23 protein-coding genes and 1 tRNA gene are annotated in these 22,214 nt (G+C 74.7%); 13 read left to right on the top strand and 11 right to left on the bottom strand.

Going from position 1 to position 22,214, the window contains the following annotated elements:
- The first annotated feature begins 1 nt into the window (after window position 1).
- Window positions 2-1,651, top strand: coding sequence for an NADH-quinone oxidoreductase subunit NuoN (nuoN, locus tag KK617_RS00860; protein WP_277497496.1), 1,650 nt, complete (start codon window positions 2-4; stop codon window positions 1,649-1,651).
- Window positions 1,648-2,664, top strand: a complete 1,017-nt coding sequence (locus tag KK617_RS00855) for a polyprenyl synthetase family protein (protein WP_277497495.1) — start codon at window positions 1,648-1,650, stop codon at window positions 2,662-2,664. Before nuoN ends, KK617_RS00855 begins: the two co-directional genes overlap by 4 nt.
- Window positions 2,665-2,846: 182 nt before the next feature.
- Here the strand turns inward: KK617_RS00855 and KK617_RS00850 are convergent, their stop codons facing one another.
- Entirely contained in the window at window positions 2,847-3,161 is a 315-nt protein-coding gene (locus KK617_RS00850; protein ID WP_277497494.1) for an STAS domain-containing protein, read from the bottom strand.
- A gap of 143 nt (window positions 3,162-3,304) precedes the next feature.
- Here KK617_RS00850 and KK617_RS00845 point away from each other — a divergent pair, with 143 nt between their 5' ends.
- Window positions 3,305-3,814, top strand: a complete 510-nt coding sequence (locus KK617_RS00845; RefSeq protein WP_277497493.1) for an ATP-binding protein — start codon at window positions 3,305-3,307, stop codon at window positions 3,812-3,814.
- 236 nt (window positions 3,815-4,050) lie between these two features.
- On the opposite strand, the gene KK617_RS00840 is transcribed toward KK617_RS00845, so the two are convergent.
- Together KK617_RS00840 and rarD are read right to left on the bottom strand one after the other, a co-directional pair.
- Complete coding sequence (locus tag KK617_RS00840; RefSeq protein WP_277497492.1) at window positions 4,051-6,192, bottom strand: PhoX family phosphatase; 2,142 nt, start codon at window positions 6,190-6,192, stop codon at window positions 4,051-4,053.
- Window positions 6,193-6,341: 149 nt separating this feature from the next.
- A complete protein-coding gene (rarD, locus tag KK617_RS00835) occupies window positions 6,342-7,271 on the bottom strand; it encodes an EamA family transporter RarD (protein WP_277497491.1) in 930 nt (309 codons plus the stop codon).
- Between the two features lie 172 nt (window positions 7,272-7,443).
- Here rarD and KK617_RS00830 point away from each other — a divergent pair, with 172 nt between their 5' ends.
- The 4 genes from KK617_RS00830 to cysA are packed head-to-tail and all read left to right on the top strand — an operon-like array spanning window position 7,444 to window position 11,225.
- Complete coding sequence (locus KK617_RS00830; protein ID WP_277497490.1) at window positions 7,444-8,478, top strand: sulfate ABC transporter substrate-binding protein; 1,035 nt, start codon at window positions 7,444-7,446, stop codon at window positions 8,476-8,478.
- A complete protein-coding gene (gene cysT / locus KK617_RS00825; protein ID WP_277497489.1) occupies window positions 8,475-9,356 on the top strand; it encodes a sulfate ABC transporter permease subunit CysT in 882 nt (293 codons plus the stop codon). Before KK617_RS00830 ends, cysT begins: the two co-directional genes overlap by 4 nt.
- Window positions 9,349-10,197 carry a sulfate ABC transporter permease subunit gene (locus tag KK617_RS00820; protein WP_277497488.1) on the top strand — a complete coding sequence of 283 codons (849 nt, stop codon included), beginning with the start codon at window positions 9,349-9,351 and terminating at the stop codon, window positions 10,195-10,197. The genes cysT and KK617_RS00820 overlap by 8 nt, the downstream gene beginning before the upstream one ends.
- Window positions 10,194-11,225, top strand: coding sequence for a sulfate ABC transporter ATP-binding protein (gene cysA / locus KK617_RS00815; protein ID WP_277497487.1), 1,032 nt, complete (start codon window positions 10,194-10,196; stop codon window positions 11,223-11,225). The genes KK617_RS00820 and cysA overlap by 4 nt, the downstream gene beginning before the upstream one ends.
- 27 nt (window positions 11,226-11,252) lie before the next feature.
- On the opposite strand, the gene KK617_RS00810 is transcribed toward cysA, so the two are convergent.
- The 4 genes from KK617_RS00810 to KK617_RS00795 form a co-directional block, all read right to left on the bottom strand.
- Window positions 11,253-11,570: a DUF202 domain-containing protein gene (locus tag KK617_RS00810; RefSeq protein ID WP_277497486.1), complete on the bottom strand. Its 318-nt coding sequence runs from the start codon at window positions 11,568-11,570 to the stop codon at window positions 11,253-11,255.
- A complete protein-coding gene (locus tag KK617_RS00805; RefSeq protein ID WP_277497485.1) occupies window positions 11,567-11,926 on the bottom strand; it encodes a DUF202 domain-containing protein in 360 nt (119 codons plus the stop codon). Before KK617_RS00805 ends, KK617_RS00810 begins: the two co-directional genes overlap by 4 nt.
- A 27-nt stretch (window positions 11,927-11,953) precedes the next feature.
- Window positions 11,954-14,140, bottom strand: a complete 2,187-nt coding sequence (locus KK617_RS00800) for a putative Ig domain-containing protein (protein WP_277497484.1) — start codon at window positions 14,138-14,140, stop codon at window positions 11,954-11,956.
- Between the two features lie 206 nt (window positions 14,141-14,346).
- Entirely contained in the window at window positions 14,347-14,838 is a 492-nt protein-coding gene (locus KK617_RS00795; protein WP_277497482.1) for a YajQ family cyclic di-GMP-binding protein, read from the bottom strand.
- Between the two features lie 125 nt (window positions 14,839-14,963).
- Here KK617_RS00795 and KK617_RS00790 point away from each other — a divergent pair.
- Window positions 14,964-15,045 (top strand) — tRNA-Tyr (locus KK617_RS00790).
- A gap of 71 nt (window positions 15,046-15,116) precedes the next feature.
- Here the strand turns inward: KK617_RS00790 and KK617_RS00785 are convergent.
- On the bottom strand, window positions 15,117-16,094 hold the full coding sequence (locus KK617_RS00785) for a Gfo/Idh/MocA family oxidoreductase (RefSeq protein WP_277497481.1): 978 nt from the start codon (window positions 16,092-16,094) through the stop codon (window positions 15,117-15,119).
- Between the two features lie 56 nt (window positions 16,095-16,150).
- On the opposite strand from KK617_RS00785, the gene KK617_RS00780 reads away from it, so the two are divergent.
- From KK617_RS00780 to KK617_RS00760, 5 genes are all read left to right on the top strand, one after another.
- Window positions 16,151-16,465: an EXLDI protein gene (locus KK617_RS00780; RefSeq protein ID WP_277497506.1), complete on the top strand. Its 315-nt coding sequence runs from the start codon at window positions 16,151-16,153 to the stop codon at window positions 16,463-16,465.
- Window positions 16,466-16,515: 50 nt separating this feature from the next.
- Window positions 16,516-17,292, top strand: a complete 777-nt coding sequence (locus KK617_RS00775; protein ID WP_277497480.1) for an ATP-binding cassette domain-containing protein — start codon at window positions 16,516-16,518, stop codon at window positions 17,290-17,292.
- The gene (locus KK617_RS00770) at window positions 17,289-18,137 is read left to right on the top strand and encodes an ABC transporter permease (protein WP_277497479.1); all 849 of its coding nucleotides are present in this window, start codon (window positions 17,289-17,291) and stop codon (window positions 18,135-18,137) included. The genes KK617_RS00775 and KK617_RS00770 overlap by 4 nt, the downstream gene beginning before the upstream one ends.
- A 78-nt stretch (window positions 18,138-18,215) precedes the next feature.
- The gene (locus KK617_RS00765; RefSeq protein ID WP_277497478.1) at window positions 18,216-18,815 is read left to right on the top strand and encodes a hypothetical protein; all 600 of its coding nucleotides are present in this window, start codon (window positions 18,216-18,218) and stop codon (window positions 18,813-18,815) included.
- Window positions 18,816-18,880: 65 nt separating this feature from the next.
- Window positions 18,881-19,324, top strand: a complete 444-nt coding sequence (locus KK617_RS00760; RefSeq protein WP_277497477.1) for a hypothetical protein — start codon at window positions 18,881-18,883, stop codon at window positions 19,322-19,324.
- A gap of 51 nt (window positions 19,325-19,375) precedes the next feature.
- Here the strand turns inward: KK617_RS00760 and KK617_RS00755 are convergent, their stop codons facing one another.
- Genes KK617_RS00755 through KK617_RS00745 form a run of 3 tightly spaced genes read right to left on the bottom strand, consistent with a single transcriptional unit; the run spans window position 19,376 to window position 22,125 of the window.
- Window positions 19,376-20,416, bottom strand: a complete 1,041-nt coding sequence (locus KK617_RS00755; protein WP_277497476.1) for a phosphatidylserine decarboxylase — start codon at window positions 20,414-20,416, stop codon at window positions 19,376-19,378.
- 3 nt (window positions 20,417-20,419) lie between these two features.
- Window positions 20,420-20,569, bottom strand: a complete 150-nt coding sequence (locus tag KK617_RS00750; protein ID WP_277497475.1) for a hypothetical protein — start codon at window positions 20,567-20,569, stop codon at window positions 20,420-20,422.
- 32 nt (window positions 20,570-20,601) lie between these two features.
- Window positions 20,602-22,125, bottom strand: coding sequence for a PucR family transcriptional regulator (locus KK617_RS00745; RefSeq protein ID WP_277497474.1), 1,524 nt, complete (start codon window positions 22,123-22,125; stop codon window positions 20,602-20,604).
- Between the last annotated feature and the right edge of the window lie 89 nt (window positions 22,126-22,214).

The following is a 22,214-nucleotide window of genomic DNA, read 5'->3' as shown; positions in this document are numbered from 1 at the left end:
CATGGGTGGCGAGTTCACGGCCCCGGAGTTCGCGTGGGCGCAGCTGTGGCCCCTGCTCGTCGTGTTCGGCACGGCGCTGGCCGGGGTGGGCGTCGAGGCGTTCGCGCCGCGGTCGGCGCGCCGGCTGCTCCAGGCGGGTCTCGCCGGGGCGGGCCTGCTGGCGGCCCTCGTCGGCACGATCGTCGTCGGTGCCGACCTCACCGAGCGGGGCGACGGTGCCGCCCGCGGCGAGGTGACGGCCGCGGGCGCGGTCGTCGTCGACGGCCCGACGGTGTTCCTGTGGGGCCTGCTCGTCGTAGTGGCCGCCGGGGGCCTGCTGCTGTTCGCCGAGCGTCGCGTCGACGCGGGCCTGCCGGTGTTCGCCGGCCAGGCCTCCGTGCCGCCGGGGACCTCCGCCTCGCCCGCCGGGGCGGGCGGTGCGGGTGACGCCGCCGGTGCGGGGGGCGCGGCGGGCGAGGCTCCGTCGTACGAGCGGTGGGAGCACACCGAGGTCTACCCGCTGCTGGTCTTCGCGCTCGCCGGGATGATGCTTTTCGCCGCGGCCGGCGACCTGCTGACGATGTTCGTCGCCCTCGAGGTCCTGTCGCTGCCGCTCTACCTGCTCTGCGGCCTGGCGCGCCGTCGCCGCCTGCTGAGCCAGGAGGCGGCGATGAAGTACTTCCTCCTCGGCGCCTACTCCTCGGGCTTCTTCGTCTACGGCGCGGCGCTGCTCTACGGGTACGCCGGCACCCTGTCGCTCGCGGGCATCGCGGCGTCCGTGCGCGCGGGCGCCGGCCCGGAGGTGCTCCTGCTGGCCGGCACGGCCCTCGTGCTCGTCGGGCTGTTCTTCAAGGTCGGCGCGGTGCCGTTCCACGCCTGGACGCCCGACGTGTACCAGGGCGCTCCGACCGCGGTGACCGCCTTCATGGCGGCCGCCACCAAGATCGCCGCCTTCGGCGCCATCCTGCGGCTGCTGCACGTGGGCCTGGGCGACGCGCGGTGGAACTGGACGCCGCTGCTGTGGGCCATCTCGATCCTCACCATGGTCGCCGGCGTCGTGCTCGCCGTGGGCCAGACCGAGGTCAAGCGACTGCTCGCCTACTCCTCGATCGCCCACACCGGGTTCCTGCTCACCGGCGTGCTCGGGCTGCGTGCGGCCGGGGACCTCGGCGAGGGCCAGGTGGGCTCGCTGCAGGCGGTGCTCTTCTACCTCGCGACGTACGGCGTCGCCACGGTCGGCATCTTCGCCGTCACGACCCTGGTGCGGGACCCGGGCGGGGAGGCGGGCGACGTGGCGCGCTGGTCGGGCCTGGGGCGCAGGTCGCCGCTGGTCGCCGGCACCTTCGCGGTCTTCCTGCTGAGCCTCGCCGGGATCCCGCTCACGGCCGGCTTCGTCGGCAAGTGGTCGGTCTTCGCGGTCGCGGCGAGCGCGGGCGCCTGGCCCGTCGTGGCGGTGGCCGTCACCTGCAGCATCGTGGCCGTCTACTTCTACGTGCGCCACATCGTGCTGATGTTCTTCGCCGACCCGCCGGTCGACCCGCCGGCCGTGGTCGTCCCGTCGCCGGCGACGTCGGTCACCATCGGCCTCGCGCTGGTCGCGACGGTCGCGCTCGGGGTCGTCCCGGGCCAGCTGCTCGACCTCGCGGGGCATGCGGGATCATTCCTCAGGTGAGCCCCATCGCATCCGGCCTGGCCCTCCCCGTGACCGACGCCGCCCTGGCGGAGCGGCTGCGCGAGCGCCTGGCCGTGGTGGAGCAGGCGCTGGCCGGGCACGTCGAGGGCTCGGCGCCCTTCGTCACCGAGGCCGCGGCCCACCTGCTGTCCGCGGGCGGCAAGCGCTTCCGGCCGCTGCTCGTGCTGCTGGCCGCGGAGGTCGGCGAGCGCCCCGACGCCCCCGAGGTCGAGACGGCGGCCTGCGTCGTCGAGCTCACCCACCTCGCGTCGCTCTACCACGACGACGTGATGGACGAGGCGCTGCTGCGCCGCGGGGCCGACTCGGCCAACGCCCGGTGGGGCAACCACGTCGCGATCCTCACCGGCGACTTCCTCTTCGGCCGCTCCTCGGAGCTGACCGCCGACCTCGGCCCGGAGGCGGTGCGCATCCAGGCGCGCACGTTCTCCCGCCTCGTCGAGGGCCAGATCCTCGAGACCGTGCCCCCGGCCGCGGGCGCGGACGCGGTGGCCCACCACCTCGCCGTCGTCGCCGGCAAGACCGGCTCGCTCATCGCCACCTCCGCGCGCTACGGCGCCATGTTCTCCGGCGCCGCGCCCGAGGTCGTCGAGGCGCTGCGGGCGTACGGCGAGATCGTCGGCTCGGCGTTCCAGCTCTCCGACGACATCCTCGACATCGCCTCCGACTCCGCGGAGTCGGGCAAGACGCCGGGCACGGACCTCAAGGAGGGCGTGCCCACGCTCCCCGTCCTCTACGTGCAGTCCGCGCAGGACCCGGCCGACGCGCGCCTGCGCGAGCTGCTCGACCCGGCGCGCAGCGACCTGGCCCACGACGAGGTGCTGCACGCCGAGGCCCTGCAGCTGCTGCGCGCCCACCCGGCGCTGGCGCGTGCGCGGGCCTACGTCGTGGCGATGGCCGAGGAGGCCAAGGCCCACCTCGCCGTGCTACCGCAGGGGCCGGTGCGCGACGCGCTCGAGGCGTTCGCCGACATCGTGGCGACGCGCTCCGCCTGAGCCGTCGGGGACGTCATACCGATCGTGGTGCTGGGCCTCGCGTTCGGATGACGTCCGGGGTACGGCGCAGCGTGGGGCGGTGGGCTGCCCGGCGGCGGCCGCGGGACGTCGTACCGATCGTGGTGCTGGGCCTCGGGTTCGGATGACGTCCGGGGTACGGCGCAGCGTGGGGCGGCGGGCGGTCAGCCGGGCTGCTCGCACTCCACGCCGGTCACCGTCAGCACGCGGTGGGCGATCGAGCCCTCGGCTGCGACGACCCGGATCTGCGTCCCGTGGGCGCGGGCCCGGCGCCGCAGCGCGACCAGCGTGCCGATGCCCAGGCTCGGGAAGAACTGGGCGGCGGAGAGGTCGAGGGTGATCGACGAGCGGAGGTCGTCCGAGGCGCTCATGATCGCGGCGTCGAGCTTCTCGACGTCACGGAAGTCGTAGACCCCGCCGACGATCGTCACCGTCGAGGTGGCGGCGTCGAACGTCGACGCGAACTCGATCTCCTGCACGACCAACCACCCTAACCACCCAGCCCCGGCCCGTCACCGGCGGACCACCGGCCGGACCACCGGGCGGACCGGACGGACCCCTTGGTCGGCGCCCCGCCGAGGGCTTAGGCTCGGGGCTCGTCGTCCGGACCAGGGAGGCCCGTGTGACTGCTCCTCCCGTCGACACGGGCGCCCCCCGCGGGGACTCGTCGGCCGACCTGACGGTCTTCGACGCCGAGCTGCCGTTCACCGAGCGCACGACGTACTGGGCCCGGGTGCTGCTCCGCAACCAGCTGCACGCCCACGAGGCCCGCCGCAGCCTCGTGGAGAACGCGACCCTCATCATCCACGAGCTCGTCAGCAACTGCATGGACCACGGCTACCCCTGCCCCAACGAGACGCTCAAGGTGGGCTGGCGCCTCAGCCCGGAGGCCCTCGAGCTGCACGTGACCGACTGCGGCCCCGACCCCCGCTGCCCCCAGTGCCACCCCGGCGGCGCCGCGGGGTCGACGCACACGGACGGTGGCCGGGGCCCCCGCATCGTGCCCCGCGACGCGGCGTACGACGAGCAGCGCGGCCGCGGCCTCCTCCTCGTGGACGCGCTGAGCGACCACTGGGAGGTGGAGTCCACGGAGAGCTCCACCACCGTGCGCGTCAGCATCTCCCGCGCCTGAGCCCCGCACCTCGACCCCGGGCCGAGCGCACCCTGGGCGGTGGTTTCGAGGGGTTGCCAGAGCAACCCACCTCGACCACCGGGGCCAGGGCGACCCACCTCGACCACCGGCGCTGGAGCGACCCACCTCGACCACCAGGTGGGGCGACGCGGACGGGCCGCCGCCGGACCGGCGGGACGAGGCGCGTCCCGGGGGTCCGACGGCGGCCCGTCGGTCGTGGTGCGGGTGCTGCGGGGTCAGACCTTCCAGGTCACGACCACCGCGGGGCGGGGGTAGCGGTTGGTGTGCGGCCACAGGCCCGCGGGCTCGGCGAACGTGCCGCCCTCGCCCGGGTGCTGCACCGCGACCCACACGCAGCGGTCGCCGTGGGTGATGAGCGGGCCGCACGCCTCGGCGCCGAGCGGCGTCGTGAGGAACTGCTGCGTGGCGCCGCGGTAGGGACCGTCGACGAAGACGCGGAAGATGCCGTCGTTCGAGCCCAGCGCGTTGCCGTCGGTGGAGACCCACAGGTTGCCGGCCGAGTCGAAGGCCACGTTGTCCGGGCAGCTGATCGGGCTGACGCGGCTCTTCGGGTACCCGGCGAAGTAGGTCTCCGGGGCCTCCGGGTCGCCGCACACGAGCAGCAGGCGCCACGTGAACGCGCCACCCGTGTGGGAGCCGGTCGCCTCCATCTCGAGCACGTAGCCGTTGCGGTTGCCGCTCGCGGGCTGCAGCGGGGCTCCGAGCGAGGGGCGCACCATCGACGTGCCCACCGGGTTGGCCTCGTCGGTCGGGAAGCGCGTGCCGCGGTTGGAGTTGTTCGTCAGCGCGACGTAGACGCGGCCGTTGACGAGGTTCGGCTCCACGTCCTCGGGGCGGTCCATCTTGGTCGGGCTCACCGTGTCCGCCGCGAGGCGGGTGTCGATGAGCACGTCCGCGACGCTCCAGCCGGGCACGTAGCTGCGGTTGTCGCTCGCCAGCGGGATCCACTCGCCGGTGCCGTCCCACTGGCCGTCCTCGGTGCCGTCGCCGGTGAGGCGGGCCACGAAGAGCGTGCCCTTGGTGAGCAGCGACTTGTTCTTGGCGCGGGCGGCGTTCGTCGTCGCCGGGTCGTAGCGCTCCGCGGAGACGAACTTGTAGAGGTAGTCACCGCGCTCGTCGTCGCCCATGTAGACCACGACGCGGCCGTTGCGCTCGACGTACACGTTCGCGCCCTCGTGCTTGAAGCGGCCCAGCATCGTGTGCTTGACCGGCGCGGCGTCGGGCCACAGCGGGTCGACCTCGACGATCCAGCCGAAGCGGTTGGGCTCGTTCGGCTCCTTCGCCAGGTCGAAGCGGTCCCACGTGAGGTGCCAGCCGCGGCTGCCCTCGGCGGAGATGCCGTAGCGCGCGAACGCCGTCGCGCGGTCGGCCGGGATCTGCCCGGTGGTGCCGAAGTACTGGTTGAAGTTCTCCTCGCCCGACAGCACCGTGCCCCACGGCGTCGTGCCGCCGGCGCAGTTGTTGAGCGTGCCGAGGATCGTCATGCCCTCGGGGTCGTCCGTGGTGCGCAGGCGCTCGTGGCCGGCGACGGGGCCGGTGACCGCGAACGGCGTCTCACCCGTGATCCGCTTGTTGTACGGCGAGCGGTCGGCGCTGGGCGCCCAGTTGCCGTGGCTGGTGGAGCGGCGCTCGATCGCCATGACGCTCATGCCGTGCGACGCGATCGCGATGCGGCGCTGCTCCTCGTCGGTGTAGACGCCCGGCGGGAACATCAGCTCCTCGTTCGTGTACTCGTGGTTGGCCACGAGCAGCGCCTTCGTCTGCGTGATGTTGAGGACGCCGACGTAGTCGTTGTTGTAGCCGAACTGCTGGGCGGCGGCCTCGGCGGTCTGCTTGTAGACGTCGAAGCGCGGCGCGCCGGGCGCGACCGGGTCGCCCCACGCGGCGACGACCACCGCGGCGTACCCGCGGGGCACCGTCAGCGCGTCCTTCTTGTTCGGGGGGACGACGGCGAAGGCGTCGTTCGAGACCATCTTGCCGCGCACGGCGCCGGCGGTGCTGCCGCCCGCGTTCCAGCGGTTGTCGGCCGCGGCGGCTGCGCCGGCGGTGCCGAGCACCACGGCGCCCGCGCCGACGGCCGCGCCGCCGAGCAGGGTGCGGCGCTTGATCGCCTTGGTGATGACGTCCTGGACGTGCTCGTTGTCCGTGGTGTTGGGCACGGGCTTGTCGCACGCGTTGCCGCAGCGGTAGAAGCACGTGGCCCAGCTGCGCGAGCCGTGCGGACCGCCCTGCCGCCGCCACAGCGGCAGGGTGCGTCGGCCGGCGGGCGCGGTCGGGGAGGCTGCGGTGGAACCTGCGTCGGCGGCGCCGTCGCAGCAGGCGGGGGCGGAGGCGGGCTCCGAGAGGTGCTGCGTCATGGGGGCTGGTCGCTCCTCTGTCACAGGACGCCGCGTCCGTCGCGACGCCGTCCGGCGCAACGTAGGAGCGCGCGCGTGCGCACCGGCGAACCCCAGGTGGAGCCCGGGTGAACGCCCTGGTGCCACCGGGCTCCGGCCTCGGCCGGGACTCAGGCCGCCGTGCTCGCCCGGGTCGCGAGCCGCAGCTGGCGACGCCGGTGCGTCACCATCTCGGCGGTGAAGAGGGCGAGGGCGACCCACACGAGCACGAACCCGATCCACCGGGTCGCCGGCATGTGCTCGCCGAAGTAGGTGAGCGCGAGGACGAACTGGAACGTCGGCGCCAGGTACTGCAGGAGCCCCAGCGCGACCATCGGCACGCGCGTGGCGGCGCCGCCGAAGAGGATCAGCGGGACAGCGGTGATGATGCCGCTCGCCGCGAAGACCACCGCGTGGCCCGCGCCCTGGGTGCCGAACACGAGCCCGCCGGTGGCGGCCAGCCACGCGACGTACGCCGCGGCCAGCGGGGCGAGCAGCGTCGTCTCCACCGCGAGGCTCTCGACGGCCCCGACGTCGGCGGTCTTCTTGACCAGGCCGTAGGTGCCGAAGCTGAAGGCCAGCAGGAGCGCCACCCACGGCAGCCGGCCGTAGTCGACCGTCAGCACGACGACGGCCAGGGTGGCCACCCCGACGGCCGCCCACTGCGCCCGGCGCAGACGCTCGCCGAGCAGCAGGACGCCCATCATCACGGTCACCAGCGGGTTCACGAAGTAGCCCAGCGACACCTCGAGCACCCGCCCGGTGCTGACGCCGAAGATGAACATGCCCCAGTTGACGCTGATGGTCAGGGCCGCCACCAGCAGCAGGCCCACGAGCCGCCGCGAGCGGAGCAGGGCTCGCAGCTGCGTCGTACGCCGCAGGAGCACCACGAGCAGGCCCATGACCACGGTCGACCACAGCACGCGCTGGGCCAGGATCTCGGCGGGGCCGGCCGGCTCGAGGAGGGGGAAGTAGAGCGGGAAGACGCCCCACAGGGTGTAGGCGCCCACGCCCATCGCGAGGCCCGCCCCCACGCGGGAGGTGGGAGCGGTCGTCGTCACCGGCCGATGGTAGGCGCGGGTCCTACCGCACCCCGCACCCGCCCGGTGCGCCATCCACCCACCGGACAATCGCGACTCCACCACCAAAGATTCCTAGTCTTCTCGACATTGTCCGGTCCGGACCCGCCCGAGAGGGTCCGGCCGCTCCGCTCGTCGAGAGGTGTCACCCACGATGTCCCCGCACCGCACCCCCCGCCGCACGCTCCTCGTCGGCACGCTCGCCACGTCGCTCGCCGTGACCCTCGCGTCCTGCGCGAGCGCCTCCGGCGGCGGCGAGGGCGACGACCGCCCGCTGTACGTCGTGGGCTTCGCCGTGCCCGAGGCCGCGAACGAGGCCATCGAGGCCAAGTTCGTGGAGACGCCCGAGGGCGAGGGCGTGACATTCTCGGGCTCGTACGGCGCGTCCGGCGACCAGAGCCGCAAGGTCGTCGACGGCGCCGACGCCGACTACGTCCACTTCTCGCTCGAGGGCGACGTGACCCGCCTGGTCGAGGCCGGGATCGTGGCGGAGGACTGGAACCAGAACGAGACGCAGGGCATCGTGTCGGACTCCGTCGTCGTCCTGGTGGTGCCGGAGGGGAATCCCGACGACATCCAGGGCTGGGACGACCTGACGCGCGACGACGTCGACATCATCACGCCCGACCCCGACTCCTCGGGCTCCGCGCGCTGGAACATCCTCGGCGCCTACGGCCACGCGATCGCCGCGGGCGGCAGCGAGGAGGAGGCGGCGGCGTACCTGACCGACGTGTTCGCCAACGTCGCCCAGTGGGCCGGCAGCGGCCGTGAGGCCACGGAGGCCTTCGACCAGGGCATCGGCAACGTGCTCATCAGCTACGAGAACGAGGCGATCCTGGCCCGCCAGGAGGGCAAGCCCTACGACTACGTCGTCCCGGACACGACGCTGCTCATCGAGAACCCGGGCGCCGTCACCGTGGACGCGCACCCGGCGGCGCAGGACTGGCTCGACTTCGTGCTGTCCGAGGAGGGCCAGACCGAGTTCGTGAGGAAGGGCTTCCGCCCCGTGATCGACGGGGTCGAGGGCATCGAGGTCGAGGGCGCCAACGACCCGTCCGACCCGTTCCCGACGCCGGAGAACCTGCTGACGATCGCCGACGACTTCGGCGGCTGGAGCGCGGTCAACGAGAAGTTCTTCGCCGACGGTGCCCTCGTGCAGCAGCTGCGCGAGGCGGCGTCCCAGCGGTGAGCACCCCCACCCTCGCGGCCACCGCGCCGGGCTCCGGCCCGGCCGGTGGCCCCGGTGCGCCCCAGCGGGGGCGCCGGAGACCCCGGGGCGTCGAGGCGCTGACCCCGGCGGCGGGCCTGGGGCTCGGTGTGGCGATGCTGTGGTTCAGCCTGCTCGTCCTGCTGCCGCTCACGGCCGTGGTCGTGACGGCGCTCGAGGGCGGCTGGGGCACGTTCGTCGACGTGGTCGCCGAGCCCGACACCCGCGCGGCCCTCCTGCTCACCATCACCGAGGCGCTCGGGGTCGCCGTCGTCAACGTCGTCGTGGGCACGGTGATCGCGTGGGTGCTGGTGCGCGACGACTTCCCCGGCAAGCGGGTGCTCGAGGTCGTCATCGACGTGCCCTTCGCGCTGCCCACCATCGTCGCCGGCCTCGTGCTGCTCAGCCTCTACGGCCCGCGGAGCCCGATCGGCGTGAACGTCGTCGGCACCCGCGAGGGCATCTTCCTGGCGCTGCTCTTCGTCACCCTGCCGTTCGTGGTGCGCACGGTGCAGCCGGTGCTCATCGAGCTGGACGCCGACGTGGAGGAGGCCGCCGCCTCCCTGGGCGCCTCGCCCGCGACGATCCTGCGCCGCATCGTGCTCCCCAGCCTCGCGCCGGCCATCACGGCGGGCGCCTCGCTGGCGTTCGCCCGCGCGATCAGCGAGTTCGGCTCGCTGGTGCTCATCGCCGGGAACGTGCCCGGCGAGACGGAGGTGGCGTCGCTGCGGATCCTCAAGTTCATCGAGGGCGACCGCTACGCGAGCGCCGCCGCCGTGGCGTTCATCCTGCTGCTGGTCTCGGCGCTGGTGATCGCGACGCTCGACGTCGTGTCCCGACGGGTGGCGCGCCGTGGCTGAGTCGACGTTGACCCGCCGCGGTCGCCGCGGACCGCTCACCTACGTGCTGCGCGTGCTGGTGCTCGTCTACCTGCTGCTGCTCGTCGCCTGGCCCGTCTCCCTCATCGCGCAGCGGGCGCTCCTCCCGGTCGACGACCCCGGCGGCCTCGGGCCCTTCCTCGAGCGGCTCACCGAGCCGTCCACCGTCTACGCGTTCAACCTGACGCTGACCGTGGCCTTCTGGGCGGTGCTCGCCAACACCGTCTTCGGCGTCAGCATCTCGCTGCTGCTCGTGCGCTACCGGTTCTGGGGGCGCCGGGCGCTCTCCGTGCTCGTCGACCTGCCGCTGAGCGTCTCGCCCGTCGTCGTCGGCCTGGCGCTCGTGCTGGCCTACAGCTCCACCCGCGGCTGGTTCGGCGACGCGCTGGGGTCGGTCGGGGTGCAGGTCGTCTTCTCGACTCCCGGCCTCGTCCTGGCCACCGCCTTCGTCAGCCTCCCGCTCGTGGTGCGCGAGGTCGTGCCGGTGCTCGAGGAGATCGGCACCGACGCCGAGCAGGCGGCGCGCAGCCTGGGGGCGAACGGCCGGCAGACCTTCTGGCGCATCACGCTGCCGTCGATCAAGTGGGCGGTGCTGTACGGCGTCGTGCTCACCGCGGCGCGCTCGTTGGGCGAGTTCGGCGCGGTGAAGATCGTCAGCCAGGGCGCGGAGTTCAACGGCGAGACCGCGACGCTGCTCGTGCAGAACGAGTACGGCGCCTTCAACGAGCCCGCGGCGTACGCCGTCGCGCTGGTGCTCGTCCTCATCTCGATCATCGCCCTGGTGGTGGTCACCTACCTGCGACCGAAGGAGGACCGCGCATGAGCATCGAGGTCCGCGGCATCAGCAAGCACTACGGGGACTTCGTCGCGCTGGGCGACGTCGACCTCTCGATCCCGACCGGGCGGCTCACCGCGCTGCTCGGCCCCTCCGGCGGCGGCAAGTCGACGCTGCTGCGCATCATCGCGGGCCTCGAGGTCGCCGACACGGGCACCGTCGAGATCGAGGGGGTGGACGCGACCCGCCTGCCGCCGCAGCGGCGCGACGTCGGCTTCGTCTTCCAGCACTACGCGGCCTTCAAGCACATGACGGTGGCGAAGAACGTCGCCTTCGGCCTCGAGATCCGCAAGCGGCCGAAGAAGGAGGTCCGCGCGAAGGTGCAGGAGCTGCTCGAGCTCGTGCACCTCGAGCAGTTCGCCGACCGCCTCCCGGCCCAGCTGTCGGGCGGCCAGCGCCAGCGCATGGCGCTGGCGCGCGCCCTCGCGGTCGAGCCGAAGGTGCTGCTGCTCGACGAGCCGTTCGGCGCCCTCGACGCGAAGGTCCGCAAGGAGCTGCGCGACTGGCTGCGCCGCCTCCACGACGAGGTGCACGTGACGACCGTGTTCGTGACGCACGACCAGGAGGAGGCCCTCGAGGTCGCCGACGAGATCGTCGTCATCAACCACGGCCGGATCGAGCAGGTGGGGTCGCCGGAGGACCTCTACGACGAGCCCGCCAACGAGTTCGTCATGGGGTTCCTCGGCGAGGTCACCACCCTCGACGGCCACCTCGTGCGCCCCCACGACGTGCAGGTCCACACCTCCGGCGAGCGGGGCGGCGTGCCCGGCACGGTCGTCCGCGCGCTGCGCATCGGCTTCGAGGTGCGCCTGATCGTGCGCCCCGAGGGCGCCGCCGACGAGGGCAGCGACGTGGTCGTGACGCTCACCCGCACCTTCGCCCGCTCGCTCGGGCTCGAGGTCGGCACGCCCGTGTGGCTGGAGCCCGAGCAGGGCGCGCGCGTCGTGCCGGTACGCCGCGCGCCCGCCGCCGCGCTCGACGGCGACGTCCTGGGGGCGGAGGGCGCGCTGGTCTGAGCGCGTCGGGCCGGCTGGTCGGCTCGCTCAGCCCGGGAGGGCGGCGAGCAGCTCGAGGACGCCGAGGCCGGCGACGGCGAGCGCGAGGGTGAGCGTCGTCGTACCCCCGGGGCGGGCGCCGGGGCGCTGCAGCCACCGGGCGGAGGCCAGCACCGCGACGGCGGCGACGGCGGCGACGAGCGCCCCGACGACGGCGAGCACGCCGAGGTCGCCGTACGACAGCCGGCCCACGACGGCGGCCGCCACGACGAGGGCGAGGGCGGTGCGCTGCCACGCGAGGGCGGTGCGCTCGGGGGCGGCGGAGTCGTCGCGGTACGCCGTCGGCGAGCCGTAGCCGGCGCTCACCGCAGCGAGACCAGCACGAGCACCGCGGCCACCAGGACGCCGAGCGCCAGCAGCGCGCCCAGCGGCGAGCCGGGCAGGGGCGCGGAGCGCCGCAGGGCCCGCTCGACCCGGCCCCAGCGCACCCACCCGCCCAGCGCGCAGACCACGCCGAGGCCGACGAGCACGACGGCCAGCGGCAGCCGCACCTCCTCGGCGAGGCCGAGGTCCACGGCGTCGACCGCGACGCCGGCGGCCACGAGGGCCAGGGCGGTGCGGATCCAGGCGAGGAAGGTGCGCTCGTTGGCGAGGGTGAAGCGGGGGTCGGGCTCGGTGCCCGCGCCGTACACCTGGCGGGGCCAGCGGCGGTCGGCGCTCATGGCGCCACCGTAGCGAGCCCCAGCCGGTCAGCGGCTGCCGAGGCGGTCCCACAGGTAGGTGCGGGTGTCCTGCCAGGGCAGCGCCGGCGCGATGAGGTTGGTGGCCGAGCTGGTGAGCACCGCGAAGCGGCCGTCGGCCGACAGCGCGACGGGGAACGACGGCCCGTCGCCGCCCGCGCCGTCGCCGGCCCGCTGGGACAGCAGGGTCACGGCGTAGTCCGCGAGGTCGAGGACGTAGGCGTCGTCGACGGCGCCGTCGGTGCCGGGGTGCTGGTTCGGGGCGGCCGCTCCCCAGGCGACGTGGCGGCCGTCGGCGGACAGGACCGGGTTGCTGGCCGGACCGTCGCCCGGCGCGCCCCCGGAGCCGGACAGGCGGCGGACGCCGTCGGCGCCCTGCACCCACAGGTAGACCTGCCAGTGGCCGCCCGCCGGTCCCGCGCCCACGAGGCTCGCGGAGTCGGACACGAACGCGACCCGGGTGCCGTCGGCGGAGATGGACGGGCTGGTGCTCCAGCCGTCGCCGGCCGTGGCGCGCCGCGAGAGCCGGGAGACGGGGGTGCCGGCGTCGCGGGTCCAGAGGAAGACGTCCGCGGCGGCGTCGGTGTCGTCGCCCGTCATGCCGTCGTGCGTCGAGGTGAAGGCCACCCGGGAGCCGTCGGCGCTGATGGACGGGTCGGTGCCGTCGGCCCCCGCGTCGCCGTCGACGGCGACGCTGGCCGTGCGGGCCTCGCCCGTGGTGCGGTCGAGGACGACGACGCCGCGGTTGGTCATCGCGCCCGTCGCGGCGTCGAGGCCGTGGCGCTCGAACGCGACGTACCGGCCGTCCTGGCTGAGGTCCGCCGCCGTCGAGGCGCCGGCGCCCCCGCCGAGCGGCAGGGTCGTGGCGGTGCCCGTGGCCCGCTCCCACACGACGACGCGGGGCGTGCCGGGCGACTCGGGCGTCGACCACGAGGTGTAGGCGACCGTGCTGCCGTCGCCGGAGATGGCGGGCGCGTCGGCGGGCTGGTCGCCAGTGCGGGCGGGCTGGCCCGGCACGTGGGAGACGAGCCGGCGGGCGCCCGTCACGGTGTCGAGCAGCACGACGTCGAGGCCGCCGTTGAGGTCCTGCGCCGAGATCGGCGCGCCCTCGAGGTGCACGACCCAGCGACCGTCGGCGGAGACGTCGCCGGTACCGCCCCAGCCCTCGGCCGCGTTCAGGCCGCGCAGCGCGGCGCCGGGCGCGGGCCCGGTGCCCGGGTCGGTGCCGGGATCCGGGGCGGGTGCGGCGACCGCGAGGGGGAGCGTGGCCGAGGCCGTCGTGCCGTCGTCGGCGGTGAAGGTGACGGCGACGTCGGTGGTGCCCTCGGTCGCCGGGGTGCCGGTGATCCGGCCGTAGGCGGCCTGGAGGGCCAGGCCTGCGGGCAGCCCGGTCGCCGACCACGAACCCGGGCGGGGCGCGGCGAGGGCGAGCGTGGCGTCGTACGGCGACCCGACCCGGCCCGCCGGCAGGCTGGTCGTCGCGATGCGCGGCGTCTCGGTGGCGGGCGGCACCGGCGCGGCGGTGACGGGCACGCGCGACGGCGGGCTCATGAGGGTGCGGTGGGCGCTCGTGGGCGGTACGGCGACGCGCACCGTCGTGGTGGTCGCGCCGGCGGTGCGGTAGAAGCGGAAGAAGCCGGCGCTGGTGACCTGGCCCTGCGCGACGGTCGTCCAGGTGGTGCCGCGCTCCTCCTGCAGGTGCACGGGGCCGCCGGTCAGCGGCAGGTGGCCGGTGACCGTGTAGACGGCGCCCGCGGCGACCGGCGTCGGGGTGACGCGGGGGACGCCGGTGGCCGCGACCTCGGCCGACGTGGTCCAGCGGCCGCCGTCGTTGACGACGGCGCGGTAGCGGGTGATGCCGACGCGCGGCGTCGCGCGGAAGTCGGCGGCGGCGTCACGGCCGAGCACCTGGGAGGTCAGCGAGGTCCAGCGCGCCGTGGGGGAGAGGGTCTCGAGGCCCTGCAGCGTGACCTTGGCGCTCGCGCCCACGCTCGCGGTGCGCACCGCGACGGTCACCGGGTTGCCCGAGAGCACGGCGCGCGGCGTGGCGCTCACGGCGACCCGCGGGAGCTGCGCCGCGTCGCTGGGGACGGTCGCGAGCGTCGTGCCCAGCGCGACCGCGGCCACGAGGGTCAGGGCGGCGCGCCGCCGCCGGGGCGCGGACACGCCCGGCGTGCCGGGGACAGGGCTGGACATGGGTCACCTCCGAGCAGGGCGGACTCCCGCCGGAGGGTCGATCGGCGCGGGGCTTGGGGACCTGAGGGGTTTGGGGAGGTGGGTGGCGGGGTGGCGGGTTCCCCGGTGCACCGGGGAACCCGCCACTTCCGGTGCCAAGCTTTCGCCCGGAAGTGGCGGGTTCGGTCCCGACCTCGGCCCAGGGCGCTCGGGACCGGCCGCCGAGCTCAGCGGTAGTTCGTGAACTGCACCGCGAACTCGTAGTCCTGCTCCTTGACCAGCGCCTGCACGGCCTGGAGGTCGTCGCGCTTCTTCGACGACACACGCAGCTCGTCGCCCTGGATCTGCGCCTTGACGCCCTTCGGGCCCTCGTCGCGGATCAGCTTCGAGATCTTCTTCGCGTCCTCGGAGCTGATGCCCTCCTTCAGCGTGATGCCGATCTTGGAGGTCTGGCCCGACTGGCGCGGCTCGGAGGCGTCGAGCACCTTCAGCGACACGTTGCGCTTGATCAGCTTGCCCTTGAAGACGTCGAGCACGGCGGTCGCGCGGTCGTCGGCGGACGCGGTGATCTCGATGACCTCGTCGCCCTTCCACTCGATGGCGGCGCCGGTGCCCTTGAAGTCGTACCGCGTCGCGATCTCCTTCGCGGTCTGGCCGAGCGCGTTGTCGACCTCCTGGCGGTCGAGCTTGCTGACGATGTCGAACGACGAGTCGGCCATGGTTCTCCTGCTCCTGGGGTGGTGCGGTCGGTACGGCGCGCGCTCGCGGCGGTTTCCACGCTCGCGAGGGCGTGCGCTATTGTTTCGTGCTGTTGTCGCCCGGCCAAGTCGGGAGGCACGAGCACGGCGGGTTGCCCGAGCGGCCAATGGGAGCGGACTGTAAATCCGTCGGCGTAGCCTTCGAAGGTTCGAATCCTTCACCCGCCACGCGTGCGAGGGACGGCCCCCGGCCTGCAGAGATGCGGATCGGGGGCCGTTCTGCGTCCCGGGCGGAGGGCTCAGCCCGGGAAGGTCACGCCCAGCTGGCGGCGCAGGTCGTCCATCTGCGCCATCAGCGTCAGCGTCTGCGCGTGCGGCACGAGCGGGCTCTCGAGCAGCCCCGCCGCGAGGCAGCGACCGACCTCGACGATCTCGTTGCCGTAGCCCGCGCCGATCACCGGCTCCTCGCCCTCGATCGTCACCGGGTCGCCGTCGATCGGGTGGAAGACCGCACGGGCCGGGTGGTGGAACGGCGGCTCGAGCTCGACGAGGCCGCGGTCGGTGGCGATGCGGCCCGAGCGCCCCGACCACGACGTCATGGAGGCGGTCATCGTCGCGAGCGCGCCGCCGGGGTAGCGCCCCGTGACCGCGCAGTCGAGGTCGATCCCGCGGTCCGACAGGGCGGCGACGCCGGTCAGCTCCTCGGCCTCGCCCAGCGCGAGGTGGGCCAGGGTCAGTGGGTAGATCCCCATGTCGAGCAGCGCGCTCGCACCCAGCGCCGGGTCGAGCATCCGGTCGTCGGGGTCGGCGTCGACGACGAAGCCGAGCTCCGCGTGCAGGTGACGGGGGGTGCCGAGCTCCCCGGCGCGCAGCCGGCGCGCCACCTCCCGGACCACGGGGTGGGTCGCCATCCACATGGCCTCCATGAAGAAGAGGCCGCGCTCCGTCGCGAGGGCGATCATCTCCTCGGCGTCGGCCCGGTCGAGCGCGACCGGCTTCTCGCAGAGCACGTGCTTGCCGGCCTCGAGGGCGAGCCGCACGTGCGCGAGGTGCAACGCGTGGGGGGACGCGACGTACACGACCTCCACCTCCTCGTCGGCGACGAGGGCCTCGTACGACGCGTGCGCCCGCGGGACGTCGAACTCCGTCGCGAAGGCGGTGGCGCTCCCGGCGCTGCGCGAGCCGACGGCGACCACCCGTGCGTCCGGGACGAGGGCCAGGTCGCGCGCGAAGCTCCGCGCGATCTTGCCGGTGGCGAGGATCCCCCAGTTGACCATGCGGCCGAGCGTAGCGGCGGGGCCGTGCGGGGTGGCACGGGAGGCCCCAGGGCGTCCTGCTCGTGGACTGGAGCCGGGTCACCGGGGGCGTCGAGGAGCGCTTCCGCGTGTACCGCACGCGCACCGGCCGCTTCGCGCTGCACGTCGCCCGCCCCAAGGGGTTCGTCCACACCGCGGGCAAGGCCGGTGAGCTGACCGGCTGGCGCAAGCACTTCGCCTCCGAGCAGCAGTGGGGCGAGACCGCCGCCTCCGCCGTCCTCGAGGTCTTCGAGACCGCCGAGGAGCTGCAGGCGGCACTACCGGCCGAGCTGGCCGACCTGGTGGGGGCCCTGGCCACCGCCGAACCCGAGGTCGAGGACCTCGACATCTGACGCGCCCCGACGTCGCCGGGGCGTTCCCGGCGACGCTTCGAGGAGCGCACATGTCCACCAGTCCCGTCCCGGCGATCGAGGTCACCGGGCTCCGCAAGACCTACCGCGACCGCGCCGTGCTGCACGGTCTCGACCTCACCGTGCCCGCGGGCACCGTGACCGCACTGCTGGGGCCCAACGGCGCCGGCAAGACCACGACCGTCTCGATCCTGTCGACGCTGCTGCCCGCCGACGGCGGCACCGCCCGCGTGCTCGGCCACGACGTGGCCCGCGACCCGCAGGCCGTGCGCCGCGTCATCGGCGTGACGGGCCAGCTGTCCGCCGTCGACCCGCTGCTGACGGTGACCGAGAACCTGCGGCTCGTCGCCGACCTGTTCCACCTGCCCCGGGCCCACGCACGGCGTCCTACGACGGAGCTCACCGACCGCTTCGGGCTCGGCGACGCCGCGCGCCAGCCGGCCCAGCGGCTGTCGGGCGGCATGCGCCGCAAGCTCGACCTCGCGATGACCCTCGTCGGCGACCCGCAGGTCGTGTTCCTCGACGAGCCCACCACCGGGCTGGACCCCCGCGCCCGCCGCGACCTGTGGGACCAGGTGCGCGCGCTGGTGGCCTCGGGCGTGACCGTCCTGCTCACCACGCAGTACCTCGACGAGGCCGACCAGCTCGCCGACCGCGTCGCGGTGCTGCACGAGGGGCGGCTCGTCGCCCACGACACCCCGGCCGGGCTCAAGGACGCCCACGCGGCCGGCTCGCTCGACGACGTCTTCCTCGCCCTCACCGCCCCGGCCGCCCCGGGGACCGACACCGCCCCGGAGGCCCGCTCATGACCACCGCCACGCCCGCCGTCCTCCCCGCTCGTCCCCACGAGCGTCTCGCGTGGCTGCTCGCCGGGCGCGACCTCGTCACCATGACGCGGCGCAGCCTGCTGCGGATGGTCCGCTACCCGTCGTTGACGGTGCTGATCGTCGCGATGCCCGTCGTGCTGCTGCTCGTCTTCGTCTACGTCTTCGGCGGGGCCGTCGGCGCCGGGGTGGTGCCCGGCGCGGTGCCGGGGGCCTCGGGTCGGGAGGCCTACCTCGACTACATCACCCCCGGCATCCTCGCGATGACCGGCGCCAGCATCGCCCAGTCGACCTCGATCAGCGTCGCGATGGACATGTCGGACGGTGTCGTCACGCGGCTGCGGACCATGCCGGTCGCGCCCCTGGCGGTGTTAGGCGGCCACGTCGTCGCCGCGGTCGTGCAGACGCTGATGGCGATCGCCGCGGTGCTCGGCGTCGCCGTGCTGCTGGGCTTCCGCCCGGACGCCGGGCCGGCCCACTGGCTGCTGCTCCTCGGCTTCGTCGCCCTGGTCGCGCTGATGCTCACGTGGCTGAGCGCGGCGATGGGCGCCGCGGCGCCGTCGGTCGAGTCGGCGTCGAACACGCCGATGCTGCTCCTGCTCCTGCCGTTCCTCAGCAGCGGCTTCGTGCCCGTCGAGACCATGCCGGGCCCGGTGCGGTTCTTCGCCGAGCACCAGCCGTTCACGCCGATCATCGAGACCCTCCGCGGCCTGCTGGCCGGGCAGGCCGTCGACGCCACGACGGCCGGCGCCGCGGTCGCCTGGTGCGTCGGGCTCGGGGCGCTCGGGTGGCTGTGGGCGCGCGCGGCCTACCGCCGTCCCCGCGTCTGACGTTCCCGCCCGGGGCGGCCGGCGCGCGTGCCACGATGGGCGCCGCCGGTCGCCCCGACCGGCGAGCGAGGGGGGCGGGTGACAGCGACGACGACGGCCCCGGCGGTGGCGACGGGACGCGGTGACCTGACGCGGGTGCTGCAGGTGGGCTACCTGTACGTCGCGCTCGCCGCGGTCGGGCACGCGGTCTGCGTGCTGGTGCACCGCGCCGAGGTCGAGGAGCTCGTCGCCGCCCTCGAGGGCGGGTCCGGTTGGATCGCCTGGGTGGCGACGCCGGTCCTCCCGCTCGCGTCGCGCCTGGCGCTCGCGGCCGCCGCCGTGGTCGTGGTGGCCACGGTCCTGGCGGTGCGCGCGCTGCCCGTGCCCGTCGTCCTGACGAGCGCGGCGCTGCTCGTGCCGCTGCTCGGTGTCGTGCCGCCCGGACCATGGCCTCCCGGGCAGTGGGAGGGGACGAGCGCGGCCACCGCCGACGACTGGTCGCCGTACGTCGCTCCGCTGGCCGCCGACGCCGTCGCCGTGGGCGTGGCGCTGCTCCTGGCCGCGGTCGTCACGGTGCGGCGACGCACCGGGGAGCGTGGCACGACCCGTACGACGCTGCTCACCGTCGCGGCACTGGCGGCGATCACGGCGGTGCCGGTCGGCATGACGTTCCTCGAACCGCTCCGGTGGCTGCCCTGACGGGTGCCGCTCGATCGGCGGCGCGTCAGGTTTGCCGGCGTCGCGCCGGCGTCATCCTCGCCGGCATGGCCGACGACTTCGACGTCACGTACCGCCCCGACGAGTCCGCGCGCAGCCGGGCGGTCGCCGTGCTCGTCGCCGTCCTGGGGCTGGTGGCGCTCGTGCTCGCCCTGGTGCGTCTCGTCGACGGCGCGGAGGTCGACGGCCCCGACGCCGTCAGCACGGAGACGTTCACCGTCGCCTGCGCGTCCGTGCTGGCCGGCCCCGCGGAGCCGGCCGACGACGAGACCGACGACGGGCCGGACGGTGGCGGACGGCTCGGCGAGGACGGTGAGCCGGTGGTCGAGGACGACCCCGGCCTGGGCGGCGCCGACGGCGTCGGCCCGGCCCGCGACGCGTGCGACCGGGCGCGGACGCAGCGCCTGGGCCAGGCGGGCGTGCTCGCCGTCGCGGGCCTGCTCGCCCTCGCCGGCGCGGGCGTCCTGCGGGCGCGCGCCGACGCGGACTGAGCCACGGCGGGCCTGCGGCGGTGACGGGGAGCGGTCTGCGCCGCGTGCTCCTCAGGCGCAGCGGGCGATGACCGTGCCCGTGCGCCGGGGCTCCTCGCCGGTGTCGACGTCCAGGTCGACACCGGACTGGAACAGCAGGATCAGGTCGGAGCCGCCGAACTGGAAGAACCCGAACTCCTCGCCCTTGGTGACGAGGCGGCCCTCCGTGGTGGTGAGGTTGACCAACGCCACGTGCGACATGCCCACGGGCACGATCGCCACCAGGCCGACGTCGCCGTCGGGGGAGTCGGCGGTGTCGAGCACGACGACCCCGCGGGTCTGGCTGAACTCGTAGCCCGTCTCGGCGTCGTCGAGAGACAGCAGCTCGCCGTCGGTCAGCTCGACCTGCGCGTAGACCCGGCCGGGCACGACGTACGACTCGAGCACCCGCCCCGACACGGGGAGGTGGTAGCGGTGGTAGGCCGGGGGCGGCAGCACGTAGTGCACGAACGTCCCGCCCGCGAAGGCGTCGGCGTACGCGCTGCCCTCCAGCAGCTGGCGCAGGTTGCCGTAGGTGTGGGTCTGCTTGACCCGGGTCGCCGGGATCGCGGAGTCGTCGCCGACCGCGTAGGTGGCCACGTAGCTGCAGTCGCCGGGGCAGGTGACGACGCGGTTGTCGCCCGGACCGGCGAGCGGGCGCAGGCCGGGGTTGAGCTCGCGCGCGAAGAACTGGTTGAACGTCAGCCAGCCGCTGGGGGAGTTGGGCCGGCCGTCGGGCATGAGGGAGTCCTCGACGGCGTACTCCTCACCGTTCTCGCGGAAGGAGCCGAGAACCTCGTCGGAGAACGACTCGGGGGTGTCGAGGAACGCGCCCCACTCCCGGGCGAAGCGCGTCATCCAGTCGCGGAACGCCGCGTGGCTGCCGCCGACGGTGTCGCTGTCGTCGTCGTCCGCCGGCTGGTCGAGGAGCCAGTAGAAGTGCGCGAGCCGGTGCGCGACCTCCTTGGAGTACTGCTCGTGGGGGGCTCCCACCGCCCAGACGGGGTCGCCGCCGTGCCGGGGGATCCAGCGCACGAACCCGCGCAGGTAGGCGTCGTACGACGCGAGGTCCACCGGTTAGTCGAGCGCGGCGAACAGGTCCGGCCGCAGGCCCTCCTCACCGCGCTCGCGGGCTCGGGCGAGCGAGGCCAGCAGGCGCTCGGTGAGCGCCTCGTCCTCGGCGAGCAGGGCGCGCAGGGCGTCGACGACGTCGTCGGGGTGGGGCACGACCGATCGGTACCCAGCTGCGGGGCGTCCGCTCAGAACGAGGCCTGCGGGTCGAGCCCGGTCCGCAGGCGCCACGCGGTCAGCGCGAGCGTCAGACCCGCCCGGTGCTCGGGGTCGTCGAGGCTCACGCCGAGCAGGCGCTCGACGCGCTCGAGGCGGGCGTAGAGCGACTGCCGGCGGATGCCGAGGGCCTGCGCGGTCGCCGCCTTCGACAAGGCGTGGCGCAGGTAGGCGTCGAGGGTGCGGAGGAGGGCCGAGCCGTGGGACCGGTCGGCGTCGACGAGCGGGCCGAGCTGCTCGGCGACGAAGGCCGCGACCTCGTCGGCGCTGGTCACCGACGCGAGGAGTCGCTGCACGCCGAGGTCGCGCGCGAGCACGGCGCCGCCCGGGCTGCCGTGGCGGCGGGCGAGCCGCAGGAGGTCGCGGGCCTCCTCGAGGCGGGGCGCGAGGGTCGTCAGGTCGCCGGTCGGCGAGGTCACGGCGAGCAGGACGGCGCTGGGGCACCCCAGGTGCCGGCCCACCGCGTCGGCGACGTCGGCCAGGTGGCGCCGCGTCGTCCGCGCGTCCCACGACGGCGGCAGCCGGGTGACGCTCACGACGTGGGTGCCCACGACGCCGGCCACCGCGGGCGCGGGTGGCGCGTGCTCGCGCAGCGCCGCCAGCAGGTCGGTGGGGGCGACGTCGGGCCCGGCGTCCAGCGCGGTGGTCGCCACCAGGTCGCCGGCGGCGACCCGCAGCCCGGCGTGCGCCAGGCGCGAGGCCACGTCGCCGGCCGAGACGAGCACGCCCGCGTGGAGGTCGCTGATCATGGCCTGCTCGGCCGAGGAGTGCTGCCCGGGGTCGGGGTGGCGGGCCAGCTCGAGCGCCACCGCGACGGCCGCCTGCGCCGCGACCCGGCGGGTCAGCGGGGTCGCCGGGGCGAGCAGCACGAGCGTCGCCCGGGCGCCGCGCCGCCCGAGCACCGGCGCGGTCGTGCGGTCGTCGGGGGAGCGCACCGTGCGGATCCGGCTGCGCTCGACCAGCCGCCCGCCCATGTCGTGCACCTCGGCCTGGCAGCCGGCGGCGCGCGCCACCTCGTCGAGCAGTGCCCGCAGCCCCGCGGCCGAGAGCACGAGGTCGACGAAGCGCCGGGGGATGGCGTCCCCGCCGCCGTCGGGGTCGGAGCGGCGCCGCAGCACCAGCTCGTGGAAGTCCTCGACGTGCCGCTCGAAGGGCACGACCGCGCCGAAGGCGAGCAGCACGAGCCCCCGCTCCCGCGCGCGGCGCACGAGCGGCTCGGGGACGTCGAGGAACGACCGGCCCAGCTCGAGGCCGAGAGCGACGCACCCGGCGTCGGCGAGCTGGTCGACGTACGTCGCGAGCTGGGCGTCGGTGCGTCCGTGCAGCCCGAGGCCGGTGGTGAGCAGCACCTCGCCGCCCTCGAGCAGGGCGCCCATCTCGTAGACCTCCGAGGAGTGGACCCACCGCACCTCGGCGCCCGCCACCTCGCCCGCGAGGACGGTGGGCCGGGCCGCCCGGAAGGCCGGCAGGGCCAGCACGTCGGCCAGGGGGACCACCGCCACGCACCTCCCGCTCGACGTCCGGTCTCCGTTCGGGAGACGATGTGTCCACCCGACCGGCCGTCAGCGCGGACAGCCTGTCCCTT

Source organism: Nocardioides sp. ChNu-99, from assembly GCF_029493445.1.
Taxonomy (GTDB): domain Bacteria; phylum Actinomycetota; class Actinomycetes; order Propionibacteriales; family Nocardioidaceae; genus Nocardioides.
This window is presented reverse-complemented; position numbering and strand designations above follow the sequence as displayed.

Excerpts from the sequence above, each read along its gene's own strand:
- nuoN (WP_277497496.1), top strand. The coding sequence starts at position 2 with ATGGGTGGCGAGTTCACGGCCCCGGAGTTCGCGTGGGCGCAGCTGTGG.
- KK617_RS00840 (WP_277497492.1), bottom strand. The coding sequence starts at position 6,192 with ATGACGCAGCACCTCTCGGAGCCCGCCTCCGCCCCCGCCTGCTGCGAC.
- KK617_RS00830 (WP_277497490.1), top strand. The coding sequence starts at position 7,444 with ATGTCCCCGCACCGCACCCCCCGCCGCACGCTCCTCGTCGGCACGCTC.
- cysA (WP_277497487.1), top strand. The coding sequence starts at position 10,194 with ATGAGCATCGAGGTCCGCGGCATCAGCAAGCACTACGGGGACTTCGTC.
- KK617_RS00805 (WP_277497485.1), bottom strand. The coding sequence starts at position 11,926 with ATGAGCGCCGACCGCCGCTGGCCCCGCCAGGTGTACGGCGCGGGCACC.
- KK617_RS00800 (WP_277497484.1), bottom strand. The coding sequence starts at position 14,140 with ATGTCCAGCCCTGTCCCCGGCACGCCGGGCGTGTCCGCGCCCCGGCGG.
- KK617_RS00795 (WP_277497482.1), bottom strand. The coding sequence starts at position 14,838 with ATGGCCGACTCGTCGTTCGACATCGTCAGCAAGCTCGACCGCCAGGAG.
- KK617_RS00785 (WP_277497481.1), bottom strand. The coding sequence starts at position 16,094 with ATGGTCAACTGGGGGATCCTCGCCACCGGCAAGATCGCGCGGAGCTTC.
- KK617_RS00775 (WP_277497480.1), top strand. The coding sequence starts at position 16,516 with ATGTCCACCAGTCCCGTCCCGGCGATCGAGGTCACCGGGCTCCGCAAG.
- KK617_RS00770 (WP_277497479.1), top strand. The coding sequence starts at position 17,289 with ATGACCACCGCCACGCCCGCCGTCCTCCCCGCTCGTCCCCACGAGCGT.
- KK617_RS00760 (WP_277497477.1), top strand. The coding sequence starts at position 18,881 with ATGGCCGACGACTTCGACGTCACGTACCGCCCCGACGAGTCCGCGCGC.